Origin of the sequence: Pseudomonas sp. PDM01 (assembly GCF_014852325.1) — a bacterium.
In the GTDB taxonomy this organism is placed as follows: Bacteria; Pseudomonadota; Gammaproteobacteria; order Pseudomonadales; family Pseudomonadaceae; genus Aquipseudomonas; species Aquipseudomonas migulae.
The window spans coordinates 69,704-95,695 of the sequence record NZ_JACVBK010000005.1 but is presented as its reverse complement, the minus strand read 5'-3'; the positions used below and the strand labels follow the sequence as shown (position 1 = coordinate 95,695).

Sequence of the window (25,992 nt, the reverse complement as noted above, 5' to 3'; positions counted from 1 at the left end):
TCAGTTTTTCAGCCAGCCGGCTTCTTTGAACACCGGGGTGACGCGGGCGGTGTCTTTCTCAATGTAGGCGGTCAGCGGCTCGCCTTCGAGGAAGGTGGGCACCAGTGCGTTCTGTTTGACGTAGGCCTTGAACTCCGGGGTTTCGGTGACTTTGCGCATCAGCTCGACATAGAACGCCCGCTGTTCGGCGGTGACTTCGCCGGGCATGAACACGGTACGCGGGAAGCGGTACTGATCGATGCCAAGGCCCTGCTCGTGACAGGTCGGCACGTCGGCCCAGGATTTGTCGCCGGCGACTTTCTCGGTGTAGCTCATGCGTTCTTTACTGAACACGCACAGCGGCTCGACCTGATCACCGCGCCATTGGCTGATGCTTTCGCTGGGGTTGTTGACGTTGGCGGCGATGTGTTTGCCGGCCAGTTGGGTCGCGGCTTCGCTGCCGCTCTTGAACGGGATGTACACCAGTTTGCTGTTTGTGGTCTGGTTCAACAGCAAGGTGAGGGTCTGGTCCACGTCCTTGGACTGGCTGCCGCCCATGCGCAGGTTCGACGGGTCAGCCTTGACCGCTTCGTAGAAGCCCTTGGCGTCCTTCCACGGTGCGTCTTTGTAGCTCCAGAGAATGAAATCGTCCTCGGCCACGGCGGCGATGGGGGTCAGTTCCTGCCATTGGTAGCCGAGCTTGGACACCAGCGGCAAGAGGTAGATGTTGTTGGTGCCGATCACCAGTTTTTCCGGATCGCCCTTGTTCATTTTCAGGTCGAGGAAAGCTTCGGCGCCATTGCCGCCGCCCTTGTTGAGGACGATGGTATTCACGTCGAGCAGCTTGTGGGTGGTGATGATCGACTGGATCAAACGGCCGAGCTGGTCGGTGCCGCCACCGGGACCGCCAGCGACGACGATTTCGACGTTCTTGTCCGGTTGCCAGGCGGCATGAGCGAGAGCGGGAAGGGCGCCGGCGGCGATCAGCGTGCAGCCAAGAAACAGACGGGATGTGCGACGGACGAATGCATTTCGCATGGAAGGGCCTCGTTTTTGTAGTTGTTATGAGTGACTTGTCTGAGCGGTAAAGCTGCAAGCCTGGCCCGAGTGTGGGAAGCCGCAGGCGTCGCGTCTAGTCAAAACAATACATACACCGATAGCCTGGGGTTATAGCTCGGCACGGGAAAAATCGTGATGATCGCCGCAGGCCTTGCGCCAGAGCAGTTTGAGTGGAAAGTGTGTGCAGGCCTTATTCATTGAAAGCCCCCTGAAAGCAGGGCATGACATAACCCGAGGCTATCGCCTTATTTCAAGTTTTGATTAGACGGTTATCAGTGAGCCTTCGATAGTGCTCACCAATGCCGTGAAAACGCGGCAAAACGGGAACCCTGTAGGAGCCGGCTTGCCGGCGATGGCGAAATGTCAGGCGCCATCAATATCAATTGATGCACCTCCATCACTGTAGGAGCCGGCTTGCTGGCGATAGCGGTGTATCAGTCAACATTGATAGCGCCTGACCCACCGCAATCGCCAGCAAGCCGGCTCCTACAAGGTCGGTGTTTGCAACTTCACAAAAATAATAAATTCGAGGTACGCACCATGGCTCGTTCCAGTGCTTCCCTGCAATTGCCCGGCGCAGTTGCCCAACCCGCCGCAGGGGCCACACCGCTGACCGGCACCACCAAGGCCAGCAATGTGCGCTGGCGGATCTTCGCGATCATCTTCGCGCTGACCATGGTCAACCTCATCGACCGGGTGTCGCTGTCCATTGCGATGCCGACCATCGCCCATGAGTTTTCCCTGTCGCCGAGCATGCAAGGCCTGATCCTCAGCAGCTTCTTCTGGGCCTATGCGCTGTTGCAGATTCCCGGTGGCTGGATGATCGACCGCTTCGGCCCGCACCGGGTCATCAGTTGGTCCACCGGGTTGTGGGGGACGTTTCAAGTGTTGGCGGCATTTGCCACGGGCGGCTTGTCATTGTTGTTCGCCCGCGTTGCACTCGGTGCTGCCGAGGCTCCCTTGTTCCCGTCGGGCGGCAAATTGATTTCGTTGTGGCTGGCGCCAAGCGAGCGCAGTCGCGGCGCGGTGCTGATGGACAGCGGCAGCCCGTTGGGCGTGGCGCTCGGCGGGTTGATCATCGCCTATCTGATCGCGTCGCTGGACTCATGGCGCCTGGCGTTCGTGATCGCCGGTATCGCGACGCTGGTACTGGCGTGGCTGGCGCGGCGATATCTGCGCGATGACCCGGCCAGTCACCCGCAAGTGAATGCCGAAGAACTCGAGAAGATCAACGCCGGGCGCGCCACGCCGGCAGCCGAGGCGGCGCGAGTGCCGGTCAAGGGCCTGGGCATCGCGGCGCGTTCCCTGAGCGGTTTGCTGATCGGCCGCGCCAGTTGGGCGATGGTGTATTTCGGCTTGCTGACCTGGGGCCCGAGTTATCTGGCGCAGGCTCGCGGCTTCGATATCAAGGGCATTGGCGCGGCGACCTTCGTGATTTTTGTCTGCGGTGCGCTCGGCTCGTTGACCGGTGGTTTCCTCTGCGACGGGCTGATCCGCAAAGGTGTCAGTCGCGGTGTGGCGGTCAAGAGCCTGCTGGCGTTTTCCGGCCTGGTGGCCCTCGGCGCGTTTCTGTTATTGCCGACCCTGACTAACCCTTTTGCCGCCGTGGCGTTGTTGGCCATGACTGCGTTTTTCCTGATGTGGGGCAGCCTCTACTGGAGCTTCCCGGCATTGCTGGCGGCGCCGGCGCGGGTCGGCCTGATCGGCGGCGTGATGAACATGGCCGGCAGCACGGGCGGGATTGCGGTGCCGATCCTGGTCGGCGTGATCCTGCAAATGGCCGGTGGATTCGCGCCGGTGCTGGGTTTCTTTGCGGCGTGTTCGGCGGTCTTCGTTTTCGCCACGCTGTTCATCAGCCTCGACGAGGTGCGCCATGACTGAGTTGTATACGGGGCCGATCATCGACGCCCATCACCACTTCTGGGACCCGACGATCAATCACCATCCGTGGCTCGCGCCTGAAGCCAGGATCCCGTTTCGCTACGGTGACTACAGCGCGATCAAGCGGCGCTATTTTCCCGACGATTACTTCGCCGATGCCGGGCCGCATAACGTCGTGCAAACGGTGTACATCGAGACCGAATGGGACCCGCAAGACCCGATTGGCGAAACCCGATTCATTGAAGGTTTGGCGGCGCGTTATGGCGTACCGAATGCAATCGTCGCGCAGGCCTGGCTCGATCATCCGGACGCCATCGCGGTGCTCACCGAGCAGGCGAGTTTCAAGTGCGTACGCAGCGTGCGCCACAAACCCGGTGGCCCGACTTCGACGGCGCAGGTGGGCCATCTGCGCAGCCTGATGAGCGATGAACACTGGCGCCGCAGTTACGCCGCGCTGCAAGGGCTGGGGCTGCATTTCGATTTGCAGACACCCTGGTGGAACCTCTACGAAGCCGAACGGCTGGCCCGGGACTTTCCCGGCACCACGCTGATTCTCAACCACGCCGGGTTGCCCAATGACCGCAGCGCCGAAGGCCTGGCGGGATGGCGTCTGGCGATGGCACGACTGGCCGAGTGGCCGAACGTGCAGGTGAAGGTTTCCGGCCTGGGCCTGAAAGGGCAGGCATGGCGCGCCAAAGACAATGCCTGGATCGTGCGCGAAGTGATCGCCATGTTCGGCACCGAGCGAGTGATGTTCGCCAGCAACTTTCCGGTGGACAGCCTGTGCGGCTCGTTCGACGACATCTACAGCGGTTTCAAATCCATCGTTGCTGACCTGCCATGGGCGGATCAGGAGCGCCTGTTCTACAGCAACGCGCAGCGGGTTTATCGCTGCGAGCCTAGCGCCATTGACCGTACATGGCCCGAACCCTTGAGGAGTGAAGCATGAGCAAGACAACCATCGCCATGGTCCTGGGCGACCCGGCGGGCATCGGCCCGGAACTGATCGCACGCCTGCTCGCCGAGCCTCAGGTTCGCAGCCAGGCCAACGTGATCCTGATCGCCGACGAAGCGGAAATGCGCCGCGGCATGCGCATCGCCGGGGTGGAATTTCCATACCGTCGCGTCGAGTCGCTGGATCAGCTGTCATTTGTCGATGACACGCCGTTGTTCTATGACTTTCGCGGCGACACCATTGGTGAATTCCCGCGCAGTGAAGCCAGCGTCATTGGTGGCCGCTACAGCCTCGACACTCTGGAAGAAGCCCTGCGTCTCACCGAGGCTGGCACCACGGGTGCGGTGCTGTTCGGGCCGCTGAACAAGACCTCGCTGCACATGGCCGGCATGGCCCACAACGACGAGTTGCACTGGTTCGCCGAGCTGCTGGATTTCCACGGGCCGTTCTGCGAATTCAACGTGCTCGACAACCTCTGGACGTCACGGGTGACCTCGCATGTAGCGCTGTCGGAGGTGCCGGGCATGCTGACGCAAGCGCGGGTGGTGGAAGCGATCCAGCTGATCGACACCGCGCTCAAACGCAACGGCCTTGCGAAACCGCGCATCGGCGTGTGCGGCCTGAATCCGCACAACGGCGACAACGGCTCGTTCGGTCGAGAAGAACTGGACATCATCGGCCCGGCCGTACGTTCGGCGCAGGCGTTGGGGATTGCGGCCGAAGGTCCGTATCCGGGCGACACGATTTTCCTCAAGGTGCAGGGCGATGCGAGCGCCTTTGACGCGGTGGTGACGATGTACCACGACCAGGGACAGATCGCGATCAAGTTGATGGGCTTCTCCCGTGGGGTGACAGTGCAGGGCGGCTTGCCGATCCCCATCACCACACCGGCCCATGGCACCGCGTTTGATATCGCGGGGCAGGGCAAAGCCAACCCCGGCGCGATCCGCCAGGCGTTCGAAATCGCCTGCCGCATGGGCACCAACCACTACTGACCCCCCCACCAAACCCCTGACACACCGCAAGTCCCTGTAGGAGCCGGCTTGCCGGCGATGAGGGCCTGACAGACACACATAAGGTGACTGTCAGACCGCTATCGCCGGCAAGCCGGCTCCTACAGTGGATGGTGGTGTTGCCAGTATTTGTGAACCATGCAAAACCCTGTAGGAGCTGGCTTGCCAGCGATGAGGGCCTGACAGACGCCGATGATGTGCCTGTCAGGCCGCAATCGCCAGCAAGCCGGCTCCTACAGTAATGCGTGGTGCTGCCAGGTTGTTCAATCAACGCAAAACCCCATGTGGGAGCGAGCCTGCTCGCGATAGCGCTCTATCAGTCACTGCAATGTGCCTGTCAGATCGCCTTCGCGAGCAGGCTCGCTCCCACAGTTGTTTTAGGGGGCGCCTGATAACTCGATCTAGGCAATAACCGCACTTACCTATCACTCCAGGTTATCGATGGATGTGCATAAGTGATTATCCGCCGCCCTGTGCGCTGGCTAAAGTCGCTCCATCGAATGACCAGAGCCGGCCACCCGAGCTGCCTCGATCGCACGATTCAACAACTACAAAAAGCCCGCCTTGTCACTTCCGCAAGGCATATACCGGCAGCAAAGGAACCTTCACATGACTCGTCCAGATTTCGCCCTGGCTCTGTCCAGTGCCATCTCCAAAAGCCGGCTGCGTCTGCTGCCGTTTCTGATCCTGATGTACATCCTCGCCTTCATCGATCGCTCCAACGTCGGCTTCGCCAAAGCCGCGTTGCAGGCCGACACCGGTTTGGGCGATGCCGCGTTCGCGTTCGGCGCGAGCATCTTCTTCATCGGCTACGCGTTCTTCGAAGTGCCGAGCAACTACATGCTGCACCGCCTCGGCGCGAAGGTCTGGCTGTGCCGGATCATGGTCACCTGGGGCCTGGTCTCGGCGGCAATGATGTTCGCCCACAACGCCGAAACCTTTTACGTCCTGCGCTTCCTGCTGGGGGTTGCCGAAGCCGGCTTCTTCCCGGGGATCATCCTTTACCTCACCTACTGGTTCCCGGCGCAAAGCCGTGGCCAGGCGCTCGGTCTGTTCTACTTCGGCTTGCCCCTGGCGCTGGTGCTGGGCAGCCCGCTGTCGGGCTGGTTGCTGGACTTCCACGGCGTGTTCGGCCTGACCAACTGGCAATGGTTGTTCGTCGTCGAAGGGTTGATGGCGTCGGTGGTCGGCATCGCTGCGTACTTCTATCTGGTCAACCGCCCGGCCGATGCCACGTGGTTGAGCGTCGATGAAAAGCAGGCGCTGCAAACCGCGCTCAGCGAAGAAGACGCGAAGAAAAAAGACAGCAGCCCCCATGGTTTTCTCAGTGCGCTGCGCAACCCTAGGGTGCTGCAGTTCTGCCTGGCGTATTTCACCATTCAGATGAGCGTGTACGGCGTGGTGTTTTACCTGCCGACGCGCATCGCCGGGCTGCTCGACGGCCACGTCGGCCTCAACGTCGGCCTGATCACCGCGATACCGTGGATCTGCGCCCTGGTCGTGACCCGTCTCGTCACTCGCTACGCCGACCGCACCGGGCAACATCGTCGCCTCGCCGTGTGCATGCTGACCATGGCCGCCCTCGGCATCGCCGCCTCGGCGCTGGGCACCAGCATGGTTCCGGTGGTCATCGCCTTCTGCTTCGCCGCTGCCGGTTTCGTCTCGGTGCAGCCACTGTTCTGGACCATTCCCACCAGCTACCTCAGCGGTGCCGCCGCAGCCGGCGGGATTGCCCTGATCAACTCCATCGGCAACCTCGGCGGCTTCGTCGCGCCGAACCTGAAAACCGTGATGGAAACCAGCTTCGCCGACCCCCGCGCCGGCATGTTCGCCCTGGCCCTGGTCGGCATTGTCGGCGCCGTCCTGTTGTCCCGACTTCGCAGCACCCACACCCCTAAATCCCCCTCGCAGCTCACACCGGCTCAGGTTGGCTGATCACTACCCAAGCGTTAGCAAGGAATTGAATTCATGAAAATCAAAGCAATCCGTACCCGCGTTTTCGAGTGGAAAGGCAAAGTCGTCCCACCACAAGCGCACTTCTGCACCAACGCCAGCGACATCCTGTTCGAACGTGGCGACGCCATGGGTTCGTTCCGTTTCCACGGCTGGCTGGTGGTGGAAGTCGAGACCGACACCGGTCTCGTCGGCATCGGTAACTGCGCCCTGGCGCCGCGTGTGGCCAAGGAAATCATCGACACCTACCTGGCGCCGATTGCGATTGGCGAAGACCCGTTCGACAACGAATACATCTGGCAGAAGATGTACCGCCAGAGCCACGCCTGGGGCCGTAAAGGCATCGGCATGGCGGCGATCTCGGCGATCGACATCGCGATCTGGGACATCATGGGCAAAGCGGTCAACAAACCGGTGTTCAAGTTGCTCGGTGGTCGCACCAAGGAAAAGATCTGGACCTACGCCTCCAAGCTCTACGCCAACGACAACCTCGACCTGTTCCTCGAAGAAGCCCAGGGCTATCTGAACCAGGGTTTCACCGCGCTGAAAATGCGCTTCGGCTACGGCCCGAAAGATGGCCCGGCGGGCATGCGCAAAAATATCGAACAAGTGCGCGCACTGCGTGAACTCGCCGGCCCGGACATCGACATCATGCTCGAATGTTACATGGGCTGGACCCTGGAATACGCACGGCGCATGTTGCCGAAACTCGCCGAATTCGAACCGCGCTGGCTCGAAGAACCGGTGATCGCCGACGACATCGAGGGCTACATCGAGCTGAAAAAAATGGGGATCATGCCGATCTCCGGCGGCGAACACGAATTCACCTCCTACGGTTTCAAAGACCTGCTGGAGCGCCGCGCCGTCGACGTTATCCAGTACGACACCAACCGTGTGGGCGGCATCACCGCTGCGCGCAAGATCAACGCCATGGCCGAAGCCTGGTCGGTGCCGGTTATTCCGCACGCGGGGCAGATGCACAACTATCACCTGACCATGTCCACCACCGCCTCACCGATGGCCGAGTTCTTCCCGGTCTTCGATGTCGAGGTCGGCAACGAACTCTTCTACTACGTGTTCAAGGGCGAGCCGCAACCGGTCAACGGCTACATCCAGCTCGACGACAACAAGCCGGGCCTGGGCCTGGAAATCTCCGATGAATACCTGAGCGACTTCAACATCATCGAGTGACCTTGAGGCGCCGCTCGTGAGCGGCGCCATTCACGACTTTCTGGAGGGCCGACATGCGCCTGATTCAATTTGAAAACACTGCCGGTGAGCGTCAGGTCGGCGTCGTCGAAGGTTCGCAGGTCCAGGTGCTCAAAGGCACCCGTAGCACCCGTGAACTGGCTCTCGCGGCGATCCGCGCCCAACGCAGCCTGCAAGAAGAAGTGGCCCAACGCGGCACTGAGCCTGGCCCGGATTACGCGCAACTGTTGCAGCAGGGCAACGTCCTGCCGCCGCTGGATCACGAAGACCCGGCGCACTGCCTTATCAGCGGCACCGGCCTGACGCACCTCGGCAGCGCCTCGGCGCGGGACAAAATGCACCAGCAGGATGGCGCCGTTGAAGCCGGCATGACCGACACCATGCGCATTTTCAAGTGGGGCCTGGAAGGTGGCAAACCCGCAGCCGGACAGGTTGGCGCGCAGCCGGAATGGTTCTACAAAGGCGACGGCAGCATCGTCGTGCGCCCCGGCGCGGATTTCCCGGTGCCGCCGTTTGCCGAAGATGCCGGTGAAGAACCGGAGCTGACTGGCCTCTATGTGATTGGCGACGATGGTCAGCCGTATCGTGTCGGTTATGCCTTGGGCAACGAGTTCTCCGACCATGTCATGGAACGGCGCAATTACCTGTACCTCGCGCACTCGAAACTGCGTTTCTGTGCCTATGGTCCGGAGCTGCGTGTCGGTGAATTGCCCCGTCATCTGGCGGGCACCAGCCGCATCATCCGCAACGGCGAAACCCTCTGGGAAAAAGAGTTTCTCAGCGGCGAAGACAACATGTGCCACAGCCTCGCCAACCTCGAATTCCATCACTTCAAATACGCGCAGTTTTTGCGTCCGGGCGATGTCCACGTGCATTACTTCGGCACCGCGACGCTGTCGTTTGCCGACGGCGTGAAAACCCAGCCGGGTGATCGCTTCCAGATCAGCCTCGACGCGTTTGGCGCACCGTTGGAAAACGGCATCGGCGAAAGCGCCCAGCCGTTGGCCATTGGCCACGTGCGTTCGCTCTAAAACTGGCGGAACGCTTGATCCCTGTAGGAGCCGGCTTGCTGGCGATAGCGATTTGTCAGGCGAAATTTATGTTGGCTGACCCTACGCCATCGCCAGCAAGCCGGCTCCTACAGGTCCGTGCTAATTGATCAGGAATTACCTCATGACCACGTTACTTGGACACAACTACATCGGCGGACAGCGCAGCGCCAACGGCACGTTGCAACTGCAAAGCCTCGACGCCACAACCGGCGAGCCGCTGCCCGGCACCTTCTTCCAGGCGACTGAAGCCGAAGTGGATGCCGCCGCCAAAGCCGCCGCTGCGGCGTACCCGATCTACCGCAACCTGAGCGCGGAAAAACGCGCGGCGTTCCTCGATGCCATCGCCGATGAAATCGATGCGCTGGGCGATGACTTCGTCGCCACGGTCTGCCGGGAAACGGCACTGCCGGCCGGGCGTATCCAGGGCGAGCGCGGGCGCACCAGCGGCCAGATGCGTCTGTTCGCCAAGGTCCTGCGGCGCGGTGATTTCTACGGCGCGCGGATCGATCGGGCCTTGCCGGATCGTCAGCCGTTGCCACGCCCGGATCTGCGCCAGTACCGCATCGCCATCGGTCCGGTGGCGGTGTTTGGCGCCAGCAACTTTCCGCTCGCTTTTTCCACGGCGGGTGGCGATACCGCTTCGGCACTGGCCGCCGGTTGCCCGGTGGTATTCAAGGCGCACAGCGGACACATGGCAACCGCCGAACGGGTCGCGGACGCCATCATCCGCGCCGCCGAACGCACGGGCATGCCGGCCGGTGTGTTCAACATGATTTATGGCGGTGGCGTTGGTGAGTGGCTGGTCAAGCACCCGGCTATTCAGGCCGTGGGCTTCACCGGTTCGCTCAAGGGTGGCAATGCCCTGAGCCACATGGCCGCGACCCGGCCGCAACCGATCCCGGTGTTTGCCGAAATGTCGAGCATCAACCCGGTGTTCCTGTTGCCCGAAGCCCTCGCCGTGCGGGGCGAGCAGATCGCGGCGCAACTGGCCGGTTCGGTGACCTTGGGCTGCGGGCAGTTCTGCACCAATCCGGGTTTGGTCATCGGTTTGCGTTCGCCACAGTTCAGCGCTTTCCTTCAACAGTTCTGCGCCAACATGAACGAGCAGCCGGCACAAACCATGCTCAATGCCGGCGCGCTGGTCAGCTACAGCCAAGGCCTTGGGGAATTGCACGAACATCCGGGGCTGACGCACCTGGCGGGCAAACCGCAGCAGGGCAATCAGGCGCAACCGCAGGTGTTCAAGGCCGATGTCAGCCTGCTGCTCAAGGGTGATGAGTTGCTTCAGGAGGAAGTGTTCGGGCCGACCACCATCGTCATCGAAGTCGAAGATCGGGCGCAGCTCGCGGCGGCGCTGCACGGCCTGCGCGGGCAATTGACGGCGACGCTGATCGGCGAGGCCGAAGAGCTGCTGGAATACCGCTGGCTGGCGCAATTGCTACAGGAAAAAGTCGGGCGGATCTTGCTCAACGGCTATCCGACCGGGGTCGAAGTCTGCGAGGCGATGGTGCATGGCGGGCCGTATCCGGCCACGTCGGACTCTCGCGGGACGTCGGTGGGGACGCTGGCGATTGATCGATTCCTGCGGCCGGTGTGCTTCCAGAATTACCCGGATGCGTTGTTGCCCGAGGCGTTGCAGAACGCGAATCCGCTGGGGATTCGGCGGTTGGTGGATGGCGAAGAGAGTCAGTCACCTTTGTAGTGCCTGAGCGATTGCTTTCGCGGGCAAGCCTCGCTCCTACAGGTTTTGTGCAGGACCTGTAGGAGCGAGGCTTGCCCGCGAAGGCGTCATCAGCAGCACCACAACTCTATTTGGCGGTCACCTCGGCGACCTTCATCACCGAAGGCTTCAACACCAACCACAACGCCGCCGCAATCAACACCCCGCCATACACATGCGCCATCGACAACGGCTCATCCAGCAGCAACGCCCCCCACAACACCCCGAACGGCGGAATCAGGAACGTCGTTGTCATCGATTTCAAAGGCCCGATCGAGCTGAGCAGGCGGAAGTAAATAATGTACGCAAACGCCGTGCACCCCAGCCCCAATCCCAGCAACGACAGCCACACGCTCCAGCCGCCCCAGCTCGCCGGTGGCTGGCTGATCACGCTGTAGCCGAACAACGGCAACAGGAACAAGGTCGCCCCGAGCATGCTGCCCAGTGCCGAAAGACGACTGTCGAGCCCGCCGGCCTGATCGAGCCAGCGGCGGGCGAGGAACCCGGCAAAACCGTAACAGGTGGTGGCGAGCAGGCAGGCGAGGGCGCCCATCAGCAGTTGCAGGTCGAAGGCCACCGGGCCGGCACGGGTCAGCACGCCAACACCGAACAAACCGAGAAACACCCCGCCGAGCTTGGCGGCAGTGAGCCGCTCACTGAAGAACAGGCCGCCGATCAACACGCCCATCAGTGGCGTGGTGGCGTTGAAGATTGCCGAGTAGCCGGCGGGCAGCACCTGGGCTGCCACTGAATAGAGGGTCGCCGGAATCCCGGAGTTGATCACCCCGAGCAGCATCACGGTTTTGAGCTTGCCCTTGAAATCCCAGCTGATGCGCATCAGCCCGACAATCACCAGCAACCCGACCGCCGCAATCGACACGCGGAAAAACGCCGTGGGGATGCTGCCAATCACTGGGGCGATGATGCGCATGAACAGGAAACTCGCGCCCCAAATGGCCGCCAGCGACAGTAAACGAACGATATCGACAGGGCTCACGGTGCACTCCTTCCTTGATGGGGACGAGAGTGTTGCCGAGAGCCTTGCCTATGGCAACCGAAAAACCGGCATCAAATTATGAAACGTGTCACCAGACCGTTGAGGTCGATTGCCAGCCGCGACAGTTCCTGACTGGCGGCTGAAGTCTGGGTGGCGCCGGCGGCGGTCTGGGTCGAGAGATCGCGAATGGTCACCAGGTTCTGATCGACTTCCCGGGCCACCAGCGCTTGCTGTTCGGCGGCGCTGGCGATGACCAGGTTGCGTTCGTTGATCTGCGAGATCGATGCGGTGATTTTTTCCAGCGCGCTGCCGGCACTGTTGGCCCGGCGCAAGGTCTGGCTGGCGTGTTCGGCACTGCTTTGCAGCGCGCTGACCGTGGCCCCGGTGCCGTGCTGGATGTTGTTGATCATCAGCTCGATTTCTTCGGTGGAGTTCTGGGTGCGTTGCGCCAGCGAGCGCACTTCATCGGCCACCACGGCAAACCCGCGCCCGGCTTCACCGGCGCGTGCGGCTTCGATGGCCGCATTGAGCGCCAACAGGTTGGTCTGCCCGGCGATGCCGCGAATCACTTCCAGCACTTTGCTGATGTCCTGCGCCTGAACCGCCAGGCCCTCGGCCCGTTCCGAGGCGCCAAGCACTTCGCTGACCAGCCCCTGAATCGCGGTGATGGTTTCAGTGACCTGCACGTGGCCGTGCTTGCTGTCCTCGTTCGACGCCTGGGAGGCCTCGGCGCTGGACACGGCATTCGCGGCGACCTCGTCCACCGCAGTGCTCATCTCGGTGACGGCGGTGGCGGCCATCTCGATCTGGTCGTTCTGCTGCTGCAGGCCGCGAGTGCTTTCCTCCATCACCGAACTCATCTCCTCGGCTGCCGACGCCAGCTGGCGCGCCGAGTCGCTGATGCCGCGAATGGTCGTGCGCAGGTTGCCTTGCATATCGGCGAGGGCATTGAGCAATTGCGCGGCTTCGTCCTTGCCGTGGCTGGCAATCTGTCCGCTGAGGTCGCCCGCGGCAATCCGGCGTGCGACCTGCAGCGCCTGATTGATCGGCGTGGTGATGCTGCGCGTCAGCAACCAGGCCAACAGCAGCGTGGCAAGCAGTGCAATCACGATGATCGTGCCGACGATCCATTGCGCGCGCTGGTACATCAACGCGGCGGCGTCCGCAGCGGTATCGGCGCCTTGCTGATTGAAACTGATCATCGATTCCAGGGATTTATCCAGCACGATGCCCTGCGGGGCCAGTTCACTGTTGAGGCGAGCGTAGGCCTGCTCATCCTGGCCGGCATCGATCTGCGCGAGGATCTGATCGAGGATGGCCAGGTACTTCGCAACGGCGGCATTCAGGCTGTCGAGCATGGCCCGTTCCTGGTCGCTGGACAGCAGCGTCTTGTGGTCGTTGAGGCGCTTTTGCAATTCCTGGCGTTGCGCGTTGAGAATGCCTTTGCTCCTTTCCCGCACAGCGCTCTGGTTGTTGGCGATCAACCGCAACGATTCCAGGCGGATGGTGGCGATGTTGGACGCGCTGTCATGGATGCTCTCGATGCTCGGCATCCACGATTCCTCGATGACCGATGCACTTTCGCGCAGGGTCGCCATCTGACCCAGGCCGAACAGTCCGACCAGCACCAGCAGGCTGGCCAGCACAGCAAAACTCAAGCTCGCGCGCAAACCTATGCGCATGTTCCTTATAGGCATCTTATGTGCTCCTTGGGCATTTTGAGAGGTAGTCCTCGTGGACCGAGGATCTTGTTTTTAGGCGGGTGAACGTGGGGTGTATATCAAAGTGCCATTATCTTGGTAAGACCAGTTCGAGAGCACTTTTCAGGCGGGCAGGCTTTCAGGAAAAAGCAGAAAACCTGGCGGCTGACATTTGCCTGACCGTGGATTGGATCCGTACGCCTGATAATCAGAGGGTTGTAGATGAATCGATTAAGTGGATGGAGAGTGACTTTTGAGGTCGTTTACTGACCGAACGGTCGATTAAAAAAAGTCTGAAAAAACTGCGCCCATGAGCGATTCATTCGTTTTCGGACCGAAATTAGGCTTCTCCTGCACCCGGTTCACTGGCTAAGCTCAGGCCTTCCGAATTCCCGTAGAGGTCTCACCATGCCGCAGCAATGGCCAGCCGCCGACATCGCCCGAATGATCCTCGATGGCTTTGACGATTACCGCGAGCATTTCCGGCAGATCACCGACGGCGCCCGGGCGCGTTTCGAGCAAGCCCAATGGCAGGAAACGCAAATCGCCTCGGCGGCGCGGATCAACCTCTACGAAGATAAAGTCAGCGAAACGGTGGACCGGCTGCGCATCGCGTTCGACGCCGACACGCTGGATGTCAGCTGCTGGCCACTGGTCAAAAGCGCCTACATCAGCCTGATCGACCTGCGCTTCGACGATGAACTGTCCGAGACCTGGTACAACTCGATCTTCTGCGGGCTGTTCAGCCACGACCTGATCAGCGATGGCTGCATGTTCATCCACACCACCCGGCCAAGCCTGCGCCGGGCGCGCGCCGCGCAAACCCGCACCTACAAACCTCAGGGGCAGTTGTCAGGCATGTTGGCGAGCATTTTTGCCGACTACCGTTTCAGCGAGGATTACGCCGACCTCGCGGGCGATCTGCGTCGCCTCGAAGCACAGCTGCGCGAGAACCTGCCGGACTGGGTGTGCAAGGATCCCGAGCTGAGCGTCGAGCTGTTTTCCTCGGTGTTGTACCGCAACAAGGGCGCTTACCTGGTGGGGCGCATCTACACCACCGATGAGCAATGGCCGCTGGCGATTCCGCTGCTGCACCTTGAGGGCCGTGGCATCCAGATCGATGCGTTGATCACCGACGAAGCCGACGTGTCGATCATCTTCTCGTTCACCCGTTCCTACTTCATGGTCGATGTGCCGGTGCCGGCGGAGTTCATCGGTTTCCTGCGGCGGATCTTGCCGGGCAAACACATCGCCGAGCTGTACACCTCGATCGGTTTCTACAAGCACGGCAAGTCGGAGTTCTACCGGGCGCTGATCAACCACCTGGCCAGCACCGACGACCAGTTCATCATGGCCCCCGGCGTGCGCGGCATGGTGATGAGCGTGTTCACGCTGCCGGGTTTCAACACCGTGTTCAAAATCATCAAGGACCGTTTCTCGCCGTCGAAAAACGTCGACCGCGCGACGGTGATCGAGAAGTACCGACTGGTGAAAAGCGTCGACCGCGTCGGGCGCATGGCCGATACCCAGGAATTCGCCGATTTCCGTTTTCCGTTGAGCAAGTTCGAGCCGGCGTGTCTGGAAGAATTGCTGGACGTGGCGGCGTCTACCGTGTCGGTGGAAGGCGACACCGTATTGATCCGCCACTGCTGGACCGAGCGGCGGATGACCCCGTTGAACCTGTACCTGGAAAACGCCAACGAGGCGCAGGTGCACGATGCGCTGGAAGATTACGGCCTGGCGATCAAGCAACTGGCGGCGGCGAACATTTTTCCCGGCGACATGCTGCTGAAAAACTTCGGCGTCACCCGTCACGGTCGTGTGGTGTTTTATGACTACGACGAGATCTGCTTCCTGACCGAAGCCAACTTCCGCCACATCCCGCAACCGCGCACGCCGGAAGACGAAATGGCGTCCGAGCCGTGGTATTCGATCGGGCCGCTGGACGTGTTCCCCGAGGAGTTCCCGCCGTTTCTGTTTGCCGATTCCGCGCAGCGGCGCTTGTTCGATCAGTTGCACGGCGAGTTGTACAACGCCGATTACTGGAAAAGCCTGCAAGAGGCGATTCGTGCGGGCAAGGTGATCGACGTGTTCCCGTATCGGCGCAAGGGCATGGATACCGAGTAGTTCTCTGCGATTGCTGTGCAATCGAATCGCGAGCAGGCTCGCTCCCACACTGGATCTACAGCGACCACAAAATCGGGGCGCCGCGGTCAATGTGGGAGCGAGCCTGCTCGCGATTCGGCCGCGCAGCGGCCGTAAAATCTGCGACAATCCGCCCCCTGCGCCACTAGACGACTTATTGCGTACCTGATGACTGACGAATCGCCTTCACTCGACAAACTGCTGAAAAACCTCGATCACGCCATGCTCGCCGACCGCCACCGGCTGCGTCGGCAGTTGCTTGAGCTGCGCAAAAAGCCTGACGAAGCCAAGCTGGCCCAGTGGGTGGCGCGCATGCAGGCGTCCTGTGATCAGGTGTTGGCGCGGCGCGCCAGCCTGCCGGTGATTCGTTACGACGACAGCCTGCCCATCGCCGCCAAGCGCGATGAAATCAAGGAAGCGCTGCTCAAGCATCAGGTGCTGATCATCGCCGGCGAAACCGGCTCGGGTAAAACCACCCAGTTGCCGAAGATCTGCCTGGAAATCGGTCGCGGCCAGCACGGTCTGATCGGCCACACCCAGCCGCGTCGAATTGCGGCGCGCAGCGTGGCGAGCCGGGTTGCCGAAGAATTGGCGACGCCATTGGGCGCGCTGGTCGGCTATCAGGTGCGGTTCGAGGATCAGAGCGATTCCAACACCCTGATCAAACTGATGACCGACGGTATCCTGCTGGCGGAAACCCAGAACGACCGCTACCTCGAACGCTACGACACGATCATCGTCGACGAAGCCCACGAACGCAGCCTCAACATCGACTTCCTGCTCGGTTACCTGAAAACCCTGCTGCCCCGTCGTCCGGACCTGAAAGTCATCATCACCTCGGCGACCATCGACCTGGAGCGTTTCTCCAAGCACTTCGACGATGCGCCCATCGTTGAGGTCTCCGGTCGCACCTTCCCGGTGGAAACCTGGTATCGCCCGCTGACCCTGGAACAGGATGAAGAGGGCAACCGCGTCGAGGATGACCTGACCGTGGATCAGGCGATCCTCGCCACCCTCGACGAAATCGCCGCGTTCGAACGCAGCGAGCGCAAGAGCCCCGGCGACGTGCTGGTGTTCCTGCCCGGCGAGCGCGAGATTCGCGACGCCGCCGACATGCTGCGCAAGGCGCAACTCAAGCACACCGAAATCCTGCCGTTGTACGCACGCTTGTCGCCGGCCGAACAGCAGCGGATTTTCCAGTCGCACCCGGGTCGTCGCGTGGTGCTGGCGACCAACGTCGCCGAAACGTCGCTGACCGTGCCGGGCATTCGTTACGTGATTGACAGCGGCACCGCGCGCATCAGCCGTTACAGCTATCGCGCCAAGGTCCAGCGCCTGCCCATCGAAGCAATTTCCCAGGCCAGCGCCAATCAGCGTAAAGGTCGATGCGGTCGGGTTGAGCCAGGCATTTGCGTACGGCTGTTCAGCGAAGAAGACTTCATCGGTCGCCCGGAATTTACCGACCCGGAAATCCTGCGGACCAACCTCGCGGCGGTGATTTTGCAGATGCTGCATCTGCGCCTCGGCGAGATCACCGATTTCCCGTTTATCGAGCCACCCGATGGCAAGGCCATCAGCGACGGTTTCAACCTGCTGCAAGAGTTGTCGGCGGTGGACCGCAACAGCCAGTTGACCCCGCTGGGGCGCCAATTGGCACGCCTGCCGGTGGACCCGCGCATGGGCCGCATGCTGCTGGAAGCGGCGAAACTCGGCAGCTTGCAGGAAGTGCTGATCGTCGCCAGCGCGATGTCGATTCAAGACCCGCGCGAGCGTCCGCCGGAACGTCAGCAAGCGGCGGATCAGGCGCATGCGCAATGGAAAGACGTGGACTCGGACTTCGCCGGGCTGGTCAATCTGTGGCGTGGTTTTGAAGAGCAACGCCAGGCGCTGACGGCCAGTCCGCTGCGTAACTGGTGCCGCAAGAATTTCCTCAACTACCTGCGGTTGCGCGAGTGGCGCGACTCGCACCGTCAGTTGAGTTTGATCTGCCGCGACATGCAGTTGAGCCTGAACAAAGAGCCGGCGGATTACCCAAAACTTCACAAAGCCGTGCTCTCGGGCCTGCTCAGCCAGATCGGGCAGAAAACCGATGAAGGCGATTACCTCGGTGCCCGGCAGCGGCGCTTCTGGATTCACCCGTCATCGGGCCTTGGTAAAAAGCGCCCGCAATGGCTGATGACCGCCGAACTGGTGGAAACCACCAAGCTCTACGCGCGCATGGTCGCCAAGATCGACGCCGACTGGATCGAGCCGCTCGCCGGGCACCTGATCAAGAAAAACCACTTCGAACCCCATTGGGAGAAGAAGCGCGGGCAGGTCGTGGCGTTCGAACAGATCACCTTGTTCGGGCTGATCGTGGTCGGTCGCCGGCCGGTGCATTACGGGCCGATCGATCCGGTAGTGTCCCGTGAGTTTTTCATTCGCGAAGGCCTGGTGCGCGGCGAGATTCAGTCCAAAGCCAAGTGCCTGACGGCCAACCAGCAACTGCTGGAACAGCTCGACGAGCTGGAAGCCAAGGCTCGCCGTCGCGACATTCTGGCCGACGAAGAAACCCTGTTCGCCTTCTACGATGCGCGACTGCCGGCGGAGATTCACCAGACCGCGACCTTCGACAGCTGGTACCGGATTAACAGCCAGAAAGATCCGCAACTGCTGATCATGCGCGAAGAGGACGTGTTGGCCCGCGAGGCCAGTGAAGTCACCGCGCTGCATTACCCGGACACCTTGCACATCGGCGATCTGGAACTGGCGCTCAGTTACCATTTCGAACCGAACCATCCGCGTGACGGCGTGACCCTGCGCGTGCCGGCGCCGCTGTTGCCGATGCTGCCGCCGGAACGTCTGGAGTGGCTGGTGCCCGGCGTGATCGAGGCCAAGTGCATTGCCTTGGTGCGCAACCTGCCCAAGGCGTTGCGCAAGAACTTCGTGCCGGTGCCGGACTTCGTCAAAGCCGCGTTGCAGCGCATGACCTTTGCTGAGGGTTCGTTGCCTCAGGCATTGGGTCGCGAGTTGTTGCGCATGACCGGTGCGCGGGTCAGCGATGAAGCGTGGGCCGAAGCGGCGCAGCAGGTCGAAAATCACCTGCGGATGAACCTGGAAATCGTCGATGGCCAGGGCAAGTTCCTCGGCGAAGGACGAGATCTGGCGGAACTCACCGCGCGATTCGCTGAAGCCAGCCAGGCGGCATTGGCCGTTCCGCAAACGGCGAAAAGCCAGCAACCGGTGGAGGCGAAAGTCTTCGCCGCCGTGGCGGAAAAGACCCAACAGAAGATCGCCGGGTTGTCGATGACGGTGTATCCGGCGCTGGTCGAAGAGGCCGGCACGGTCAAGGAAGGGCGGTTCTCGACACCGGCCGAAGCCGAGTTCCAGCATCGCCGCGCGTTGCAGCGCCTGCTGATGCAACAACTGGCGGAACCGGCGAAGTTCCTGCGCGGCAAGTTGCCGGGCCTGACGGAGCTGGGCCTGATGTACCGCGACATGGGCCGTGTCGACAGTCTGGTGGAAGACATTCTGCTGGCCAGTCTCGACAGCTGCATCCTCGACGGCGAAGACCCGTTGCCGCGTGATGGCGCCGGATTGGCGGCGCTGGCCGAACGCAAACGCGGCGGCTGGACCGAGCATGCCGAGCGTCTGGCGAAGCTGACCCTGGAAATTCTCAAGCTCTGGCACGGCCTGCAAAAACGCTTCAAGGGCAAGATCGATCTGGCGCAGGCCGTGGCGTTGAATGACATCAAGCAGCAGCTCAGTCATCTGGTGTATCCGGGTTTCGTCCGCGAAACGCCGATGCAGTGGCTCAAGGAGCTGCCGCGTTACCTGAAAGCCATCGAGCAGCGCTTCGAGAAACTGGCTGCGCAGGTGCAGAAGGATCGGGTCTGGAGCGGTGAGTTGTCCGGCCTCTGGACTCAATACCAGACTCGCGCCAGCAAACATGCCCAGGAAGGCAAGCGTGATCCGCAGCTGGAGCTGTATCGCTGGTGGCTGGAGGAGTACCGGGTTTCGCTGTTCGCCCAGCAATTGGGGACGAAGGTGCCGATCTCCGACAAACGCCTGAACAAGCAATGGACCCAGGTCGAACCCTAAAACCTGTAGGAGCACGGCTTGCCGGCGAAGGCGTCTTTGAGTGCGATGCAAGGTTCAAGGCCGCCTTCGCCGGCAAGCCGTGCTCCTACAGGTTGGATATCTGCCGTTTGTCATTACTTGAACCGTAGTGCCGTTACACTCGCAAAAGGCGCCAAACCCCAACGTTTATGGCAAACTTCGCGCCTATAAACGCCGGCCCCGCGGTTTTGAGCCTCCACAGGTTCGGGCGGTTCGGAATAAAGCGATGCCAGGTGTGCTTTCCGTGACGGGAACAGACCCTTTATGTATTGGTACGTCGGTGCCAATGCTTTCTGCCTGAACAGATTAGAGAAACGACCATGCATAACGTCGTCATCAGCGGCACCGGCCTGTACACCCCGGCCAACAGCATTTCCAACGAAGAGCTGGTGCAGTCTTTCAACGCTTACGTCGCGCAGTTCAACGCCGACAACGCCGACGCCATCGCCCGTGGCGAAGTCGAGGCATTGACCGAATCCAGCGCCGCGTTTATCGAAAAAGCCTCCGGTATCAAAAGCCGCTTCGTCATGGACAAGGACGGCATTCTCGACCCGCAACGCATGACGCCACGCCTGCCGGAGCGCTCGAACGACGAGTGGTCGGTGCTTTGCCAGATGGCCATCGGCGCGGCCGAACAAGCCTTGCAGCGTGCCGGCAAAACCGCGGCGGACATCGACGGCGTGATTGTCGCTTGCTCCAACCTGCAACGCGCCTACCCGGCCATCGCTATCGAAGTCCAGGAAGCGCTGGGCATCCAGGGTTTCGGTTTCGACATGAACGTGGCCTGCTCCTCGGCAACCTTCGGCATTCAAGCGGCGGCCAACAGCGTGCAACTGGGCCAGGCCCGGGCAGTGCTGATGGTCAACCCGGAAGTCTGCACCGGTCACCTGAACTTCCGTGACCGTGACAGCCACTTCATCTTCGGCGACGCGGCCACTGCAGTGATCATCGAGCGAGCGGACCTGGCGACGTCCAAGTACCAGTTCGATGTGGTCAGCACCAAGCTGCTGACCAAGTTCTCCAACAACATCCGCAACAACTTCGGCTTCCTCAACCGCGCGGCAGAAGAGGGCATCGGTGCCAAGGACAAACTGTTCGTGCAGGAAGGCCGCAAGGTGTTCAAGGAAGTCTGCCCGATGGTTGCCGAGCTGATCGGTGCGCACCTGGAAGAGAACCAGCTCAACGTCGGCGACGTGAAGCGCTTCTGGCTGCACCAGGCCAACCTCAGCATGAACCACTTGATCGTGAGGAAACTGCTGGGCCGCGAAGCTACCGAAGCAGAAGCCCCGGTGATTCTCGACACCTACGCCAACACCAGCTCTGCGGGCTCGGTGATTGCGTTTCACAAGAACCAGGATGATCTGGCGGCGGGTTCGCTGGCGGTGCTCAGCTCGTTCGGCGCCGGTTATTCGATTGGTAGTGTGATTCTGCGCAAGCGTTGAGTTGTCGTGGTAAATGAAAAGATCGCAGCCTGCGAAGGCTGCGATCTTTTTTTGCATAAAAAAACTCGCGCTGCTGAATCGGACGGATGATGGGGACCGATACAGCAGCGCGAGTTTGTAAAAGCAGTTTGGGCGTCCTTGCCCGAACCGTGTAGCAGGGATCAGAACTTGGCTTCGGCATCCAGCTGCAAGGTGTTGATTTTCGAGTCACGCAGGGTGGCGTTGGTGTAGTCGGAATCAGCCATGAAGTACGTCGCGCCGAGGGCGAAGTTCTTGTCGATCTCGTAGCTCACTTTCAACTTGCTGCCGCGCGAACCGGTGAAACCGTTGGCGAAGTCAGAGTCGGTGAAGGCGCCGACCACGGCGTTACGCTGTACGTCGCGATAGTTGTAGTCCACGCCGAAGCCGAAGACGTTGGTCTTGACACCGGCCAACCAGCCCATGTCCTGATCGTTGCTGGCATCGTCGTTGTTGACGACTTGACCGTAGATCGACAATGGCATTGGCAGGCCGCCGATGTCGAGCTGACCAAAGCCTTCGTACAGTTTGAACTGTTCGTTCGCCGTGTTGCCGTTAATAGCCAGTCGGCAGGTGTTCGCCGCACAGGTATTGTTGATGTCGTTGTCGTTGTCGTAAGCGTAGAGACTGCCACCCAAGGTCATTTTCAGGTTGTCAGTGATCGCGAAACGCGCGCCCAACTGGCCTGAGTACAGACGCAGGTCGTGGCGGAACTGCTTGCCTTCGCCGTCGACGTTGTCCTTGAGGGTGAAGTGGCCGGCGCTACCGAACAGCTCGGTGCTGCCGCCCAGCGGGTATTTGTAAGTCACTGCCAGACCTTCCGGGTTGATGTCGCTATCCCAGATGATGTCGCCCATGCTCACCCATGGTTGCGCCATCTTGCCGCCGATCAAGTGCAGATTCTTGATGGCGTCAGGGTGGTAGTCGACGTAACCCTGGTCCAGCCAGATATCCTTCTTGGTGAAGTTGCCATCCAGGCTCTGGTTGGTGGAACGAGAGTCGTTGTCGCTGCCAGTGGCAATACGGATGCCGGTGTCCACTTGCGGGTTGATTGCAGTGTAGGCACCCAGGCGGACGCGAATACGTTGACGATCCTGGTCACCGGTGTTGGAAACACCGTCGTTCTTGACTGTTTCCTGGCGGAAACGCACGTCACCCTTGAACTGGGTCTTGGCAGCCCACGCCAGTTTCTGGTCGAAGGTGCTCAGTGCTTCGGTTTTCTTCGCGGTGGCCGCGATCTGCTCGTTAGTCTCTTGCTGAGCCTGACGGGCGATTTGCTGATCCTTCTGATCCCTGGCCAGCTCGGCTTGCAACTCGCTGTACTGCGCGTTGGTAATCGAACCGTTAGCCTTCAGCATGTCGAGCAGTTTGGCGTCGACTGCGGCGCTGGCCGGAACACTCATGGCCAGCAGCAGACCGCCACACAGGGCCGCCGCAGTTTTCGTGGAAGCAAGACGCATATCAATCTCCGAAGATGAGAGGGGATGACTTAGCCATCCAGGGCACAACCGACCGATGTCGGACGGAAAACAGTGATCGGGCTAAGAACCCGACGCTCTAAAAACTGGCGCCAGTATCGCGATGGTTTATGACAAGGCAGTGGCAAAGTGATGGCGGCTCGATGACGATACAAAGTGCGAAGGAACTTTCTATTCCGGGCCCTGTCGGCGGATCACGAGTGTGGATTGCGCCTCGATAGGCGATACTCGCGAGGCTTTTACGCCAAGAAGTGGAGAGGGAAGTGATGCCGCTGCAACGTCTGGAACGTCTGTCCGAAATAGCCCCGCACACCTGGGATGCCCTGGTGCCGCAAACCCAGCCGTTTCTGCGCCATGCCTTTCTCAGTTCACTGGAGGACAGCGGCAGCGTCGGTCCGCATTCCGGTTGGCAGCCCGAGCATTTGTTGCACATGGACGGGGACCGGTTGATCGCCGCGCTGCCCAGTTACCGCAAATGGCATTCCTATGGCGAGTACGTGTTCGATCACGCCTGGGCCGATGCCTGCGAGCGTGCCGGCATCGACTATTACCCCAAACTGTTGACCGCCGTGCCGTTCAGCCCGGTCAGCGGACCGCGCTTGCTGGCGGCCTCGGTCGAAGACGGTTTCGAACTGCTGAAGAGTTTGCCGGGCTACCTCGAGATCGAAGAACTCTCCAGTGCGCACATCAATTTCACCGATCCGTTCACCGACGCGGCGCTGGCCGAACAACCCGGCTGGCTGCAGCGCATCGGCTGTCAGTACCACTGGCAAAATCGCGGCTATCGGGATTTTCAGGACTTCCTCGACGTCCTCAGTTCGCGCAAGCGCAAGCAGATGCGCAAAGAGCGCGAGCAAGTGGCGGGGCAGGGGTTTGATTTCGAGTGGCTGGAAGGCAAGCAACTGGATCAGGCGCAGTGGGATTTCGTTTACGCCTGTTACGCCAACACCTACGCGGTGCGCCGGCAACGGCCCTATCTGACGCGGGAATTTTTCAGTCTGTTGGCCGAGCGCATGCCGGAATCGATTCGCGTGGTTCTGGCCAAACAGGGCTCACGGCCAGTGGCCATGGCCTTCAGCCTGGTGGGCGGCGACAGTTTTTACGGGCGTTACTGGGGCTGTCTGGCGGAGTTCGATCGCCTGCATTTCGAGACGTGTTTCTATCAAGGGATGGACTACGCAATTGCCAACGGTTTTCAGCGTTTCGATGCCGGTGCTCAGGGTGAGCACAAACTGATTCGCGGGTTTGAACCGGTGATCACCCATTCCTGGCACTACTTGCGCCATCCCGGCTTGAAAGCCGCCGTCAAAGACTTCCTTCATCAGGAGCGTCTCGGCGTCCTGGCCTATGCCGAGGAAGCGAGGACCGCCTTGCCTTACCGACAGGACTGATCCTCTTCCATGAGGTCAAGTGCCTTCCTTGCCCAGCCACCGATACGTCACACCACCGACCACCGCACCCAGCAGCGGCGCGACCCAGAACATCCACAATTGCGCGATCGCCCAGCCGCCGACAATCAGGGCCGGGCCGGTACTGCGGGCCGGGTTGACCGAGGTGTTGGTGATGGGAATGGAGATCAGGTGGATCAGTGTCAGGGCCAGGCCGATAGCGATCGGTGCCAGCCCGGCCGGCGCACGTTTGTCGGTGGCACCGAGGATGATCAGCACAAACATCGCGGTCATCACCAGTTCACAGACAAAGCCTGCGGCCATCGAGTATTTGCCAGGGGAGTGTTCGCCGTAGCCGTTGGAGGCCAGGCCGGCGGAGAGGTCGAAGCCTTCCTTGCCGCTGGCGATGTAGTAGATCAACGCGGCGGCGATGATCCCGCCGATGACCTGGGCGATGATGTAGGCGGGCAGTTCCTTGGCGGGGAATCGGCCACCGACTGACAAACCGACCGATACGGCGGGGTTGAGATGGCAACCGGAGATGTGGCCGATGGCGAAGGCCATGGTCAGTACGGTGAGACCAAACGCGATGGCTACACCGAGCACTCCGATCCCAAGCGGAGAAGACGCGGCCAGAACCGCACTGCCGCAACCCCCCAACACCAGCCAGAACGTACCTAACAACTCAGTGACTGAACGTTTGAACAGAGACATGAGAGTGTCCTTGATAGGTTTCCTATCGAGACTGTATTGAGTTATGCATCCTGCAGATTTACGACAGGCTCATCTCCAGAACCTTGGCTGAGTACAGCAGGGTTTTTCTGGAATTCCAGTGGGCTTAGAGCGGTGGGGGATGGGGTTGGTGGGGGGTTGTGGGTTGGGGGCATATCCGTTTCTGCGGTAATGGCGGCTATTGGTTTCGCTCTTACAGCGAGTCACTTTCGAAAAGCGCGAAAGTAACCAAAGCGCTCCTGCCCCTTTCGTTCGGTGCCTCGCTAATGCTCGGCATGCCCTCGCTCCGGTCCTGCTCCGTGGGCCCGCCGCCATCGGCCATCCATGCCGGGTTGCCCACTGCGCAGAACCTCCACTCGGCCTCTCGAGGGGGCGACTACCGCCACAGCCGCCGAGGCGGCCTGAAAGCCGACCTGGCTCTCAGCTGTCCGCATTCTTCTTCTCTGCTGCGCTCACTCATTCCGGACATGAACACCGCTCCCCTGTAGGAGCCGGCTTGCTGGCGATGGCGTCCTTTCAGGCGATAGATGCGTCGACTGATCCACCGCTATCGTCGGAACGCCGCCCGCAGCAAGCCGGCTCCTACAGGGGATCGTGTACATTCCGAACACATACGCATTACCCCGTAGGAGTCGGCTTGCTGGCGATGGCGTCCTTTCAGGCGATAGATGCGTCGACTGATCCACCGCTATCGCCAGCAAGCCGGCTCCTACAGGGGATCGTGTACATTCCGAACACATACGCATTACCCCGTAGGAGCCAGCTTGCTGGCGATGGCGTCCTTTCAGGCGATAGATGTGTCGACTGACCCACCGCTATCGCCAGCAAGCCGGCTCCTACAGGGGATCGTGTACATTCCGAACACATACGCATTACCCCGTAGGAGCCAGCTTGCTGGCGATGGCGTCCTTTCAGGCGATAAATGCGTCGACTGACCCACCGCTATCGCCGGCAAGCCGGCTCCTACAGGGGGCGCGTACGCTTTTGATTTTCACCACTCATCAGGCCGAGCGTTAGCTCGCCTTCAGCTTTTGATCTGAGCGCCCCCTCGAGAGGCCGAGTGGAGGTTCTGCGCAGTGGGCAACCCGGCATGGATGCCGGGTTAGCCGCCCCCGGCCAGGGATGGCCGATGGCGGCGTGCCCACGGAGCAGGACCGGAGCGAGGGCATGCCG

Annotated in this window: 16 protein-coding genes; 11 read left to right on the top strand and 5 right to left on the bottom strand. The window is 61.0% G+C overall.

Going from position 1 to position 25,992, the window contains the following annotated elements; translation table 11 throughout:
• Complete coding sequence (locus IB246_RS14060; protein WP_008045229.1) at nucleotides 1–1,017, bottom strand: Bug family tripartite tricarboxylate transporter substrate binding protein; 1,017 nt, start codon at nucleotides 1,015–1,017, stop codon at nucleotides 1–3.
• Between the two features lie 561 nt (nucleotides 1,018–1,578).
• Between IB246_RS14060 and IB246_RS14055 the strand changes: the two genes are divergently transcribed.
• The 7 genes from IB246_RS14055 (at nucleotide 1,579) to IB246_RS14025 (ending at nucleotide 10,803) form a co-directional block, all read left to right on the top strand.
• Complete coding sequence (locus tag IB246_RS14055) at nucleotides 1,579–2,919, top strand: MFS transporter (protein WP_008045228.1); 1,341 nt, start codon at nucleotides 1,579–1,581, stop codon at nucleotides 2,917–2,919.
• Nucleotides 2,912–3,868, top strand: a complete 957-nt coding sequence (locus tag IB246_RS14050) for an amidohydrolase family protein (protein ID WP_008029057.1) — start codon at nucleotides 2,912–2,914, stop codon at nucleotides 3,866–3,868. Before IB246_RS14055 ends, IB246_RS14050 begins: the two co-directional genes overlap by 8 nt.
• Nucleotides 3,865–4,869 carry a 4-hydroxythreonine-4-phosphate dehydrogenase PdxA gene (locus IB246_RS14045; protein WP_008045225.1) on the top strand — a complete coding sequence of 335 codons (1,005 nt, stop codon included), beginning with the start codon at nucleotides 3,865–3,867 and terminating at the stop codon, nucleotides 4,867–4,869. The genes IB246_RS14050 and IB246_RS14045 overlap by 4 nt, the downstream gene beginning before the upstream one ends.
• Nucleotides 4,870–5,496: 627 nt before the next feature.
• Entirely contained in the window at nucleotides 5,497–6,822 is a 1,326-nt protein-coding gene (locus IB246_RS14040; RefSeq protein WP_008043481.1) for an MFS transporter, read from the top strand.
• 33 nt (nucleotides 6,823–6,855) lie between these two features.
• Nucleotides 6,856–8,031, top strand: a complete 1,176-nt coding sequence (locus IB246_RS14035; RefSeq protein WP_008043480.1) for an L-rhamnonate dehydratase — start codon at nucleotides 6,856–6,858, stop codon at nucleotides 8,029–8,031.
• Nucleotides 8,032–8,084: 53 nt separating this feature from the next.
• Nucleotides 8,085–9,080, top strand: coding sequence for an AraD1 family protein (gene araD1 / locus IB246_RS14030; protein ID WP_008043477.1), 996 nt, complete (start codon nucleotides 8,085–8,087; stop codon nucleotides 9,078–9,080).
• A 142-nt stretch (nucleotides 9,081–9,222) separates the two neighbouring features.
• Entirely contained in the window at nucleotides 9,223–10,803 is a 1,581-nt protein-coding gene (locus IB246_RS14025) for an aldehyde dehydrogenase (NADP(+)) (RefSeq protein WP_008043474.1), read from the top strand.
• A 106-nt stretch (nucleotides 10,804–10,909) separates the two neighbouring features.
• Here IB246_RS14025 and IB246_RS14020 read toward each other — a convergent pair whose 3' ends face one another.
• Both IB246_RS14020 and IB246_RS14015 read right to left on the bottom strand, forming a co-directional pair.
• Nucleotides 10,910–11,818, bottom strand: coding sequence for a DMT family transporter (locus IB246_RS14020; RefSeq protein ID WP_008043472.1), 909 nt, complete (start codon nucleotides 11,816–11,818; stop codon nucleotides 10,910–10,912).
• Nucleotides 11,819–11,889: 71 nt separating this feature from the next.
• On the bottom strand, nucleotides 11,890–13,500 hold the full coding sequence (locus IB246_RS14015; protein ID WP_412548150.1) for a methyl-accepting chemotaxis protein: 1,611 nt from the start codon (nucleotides 13,498–13,500) through the stop codon (nucleotides 11,890–11,892).
• Between the two features lie 426 nt (nucleotides 13,501–13,926).
• Here IB246_RS14015 and aceK point away from each other — a divergent pair, with 426 nt between their 5' ends.
• The 3 genes from aceK (at nucleotide 13,927) to IB246_RS14000 (ending at nucleotide 21,203) form a co-directional block, all read left to right on the top strand.
• Entirely contained in the window at nucleotides 13,927–15,645 is a 1,719-nt protein-coding gene (gene aceK, locus IB246_RS14010) for a bifunctional isocitrate dehydrogenase kinase/phosphatase (protein WP_008029042.1), read from the top strand.
• A gap of 186 nt (nucleotides 15,646–15,831) precedes the next feature.
• The gene (gene hrpA, locus IB246_RS14005) at nucleotides 15,832–19,743 is read left to right on the top strand and encodes an ATP-dependent RNA helicase HrpA (protein ID WP_008043469.1); all 3,912 of its coding nucleotides are present in this window, start codon (nucleotides 15,832–15,834) and stop codon (nucleotides 19,741–19,743) included.
• Nucleotides 19,744–20,081: 338 nt separating this feature from the next.
• The gene (locus IB246_RS14000) at nucleotides 20,082–21,203 is read left to right on the top strand and encodes a beta-ketoacyl-ACP synthase III (RefSeq protein ID WP_008043468.1); all 1,122 of its coding nucleotides are present in this window, start codon (nucleotides 20,082–20,084) and stop codon (nucleotides 21,201–21,203) included.
• Between the two features lie 161 nt (nucleotides 21,204–21,364).
• Here the strand turns inward: IB246_RS14000 and IB246_RS13995 are convergent, their stop codons facing one another.
• Nucleotides 21,365–22,681, bottom strand: coding sequence for a putative porin (locus IB246_RS13995; RefSeq protein ID WP_008029035.1), 1,317 nt, complete (start codon nucleotides 22,679–22,681; stop codon nucleotides 21,365–21,367).
• Between the two features lie 284 nt (nucleotides 22,682–22,965).
• Between IB246_RS13995 and IB246_RS13990 the strand changes: the two genes are divergently transcribed.
• Complete coding sequence (locus IB246_RS13990; protein ID WP_008043467.1) at nucleotides 22,966–24,090, top strand: GNAT family N-acetyltransferase; 1,125 nt, start codon at nucleotides 22,966–22,968, stop codon at nucleotides 24,088–24,090.
• A gap of 15 nt (nucleotides 24,091–24,105) precedes the next feature.
• On the opposite strand, the gene aqpZ is transcribed toward IB246_RS13990, so the two are convergent.
• Nucleotides 24,106–24,801, bottom strand: a complete 696-nt coding sequence (gene aqpZ / locus IB246_RS13985; RefSeq protein ID WP_008029032.1) for an aquaporin Z — start codon at nucleotides 24,799–24,801, stop codon at nucleotides 24,106–24,108.
• Between the last annotated feature and the right edge of the window lie 1,191 nt (nucleotides 24,802–25,992).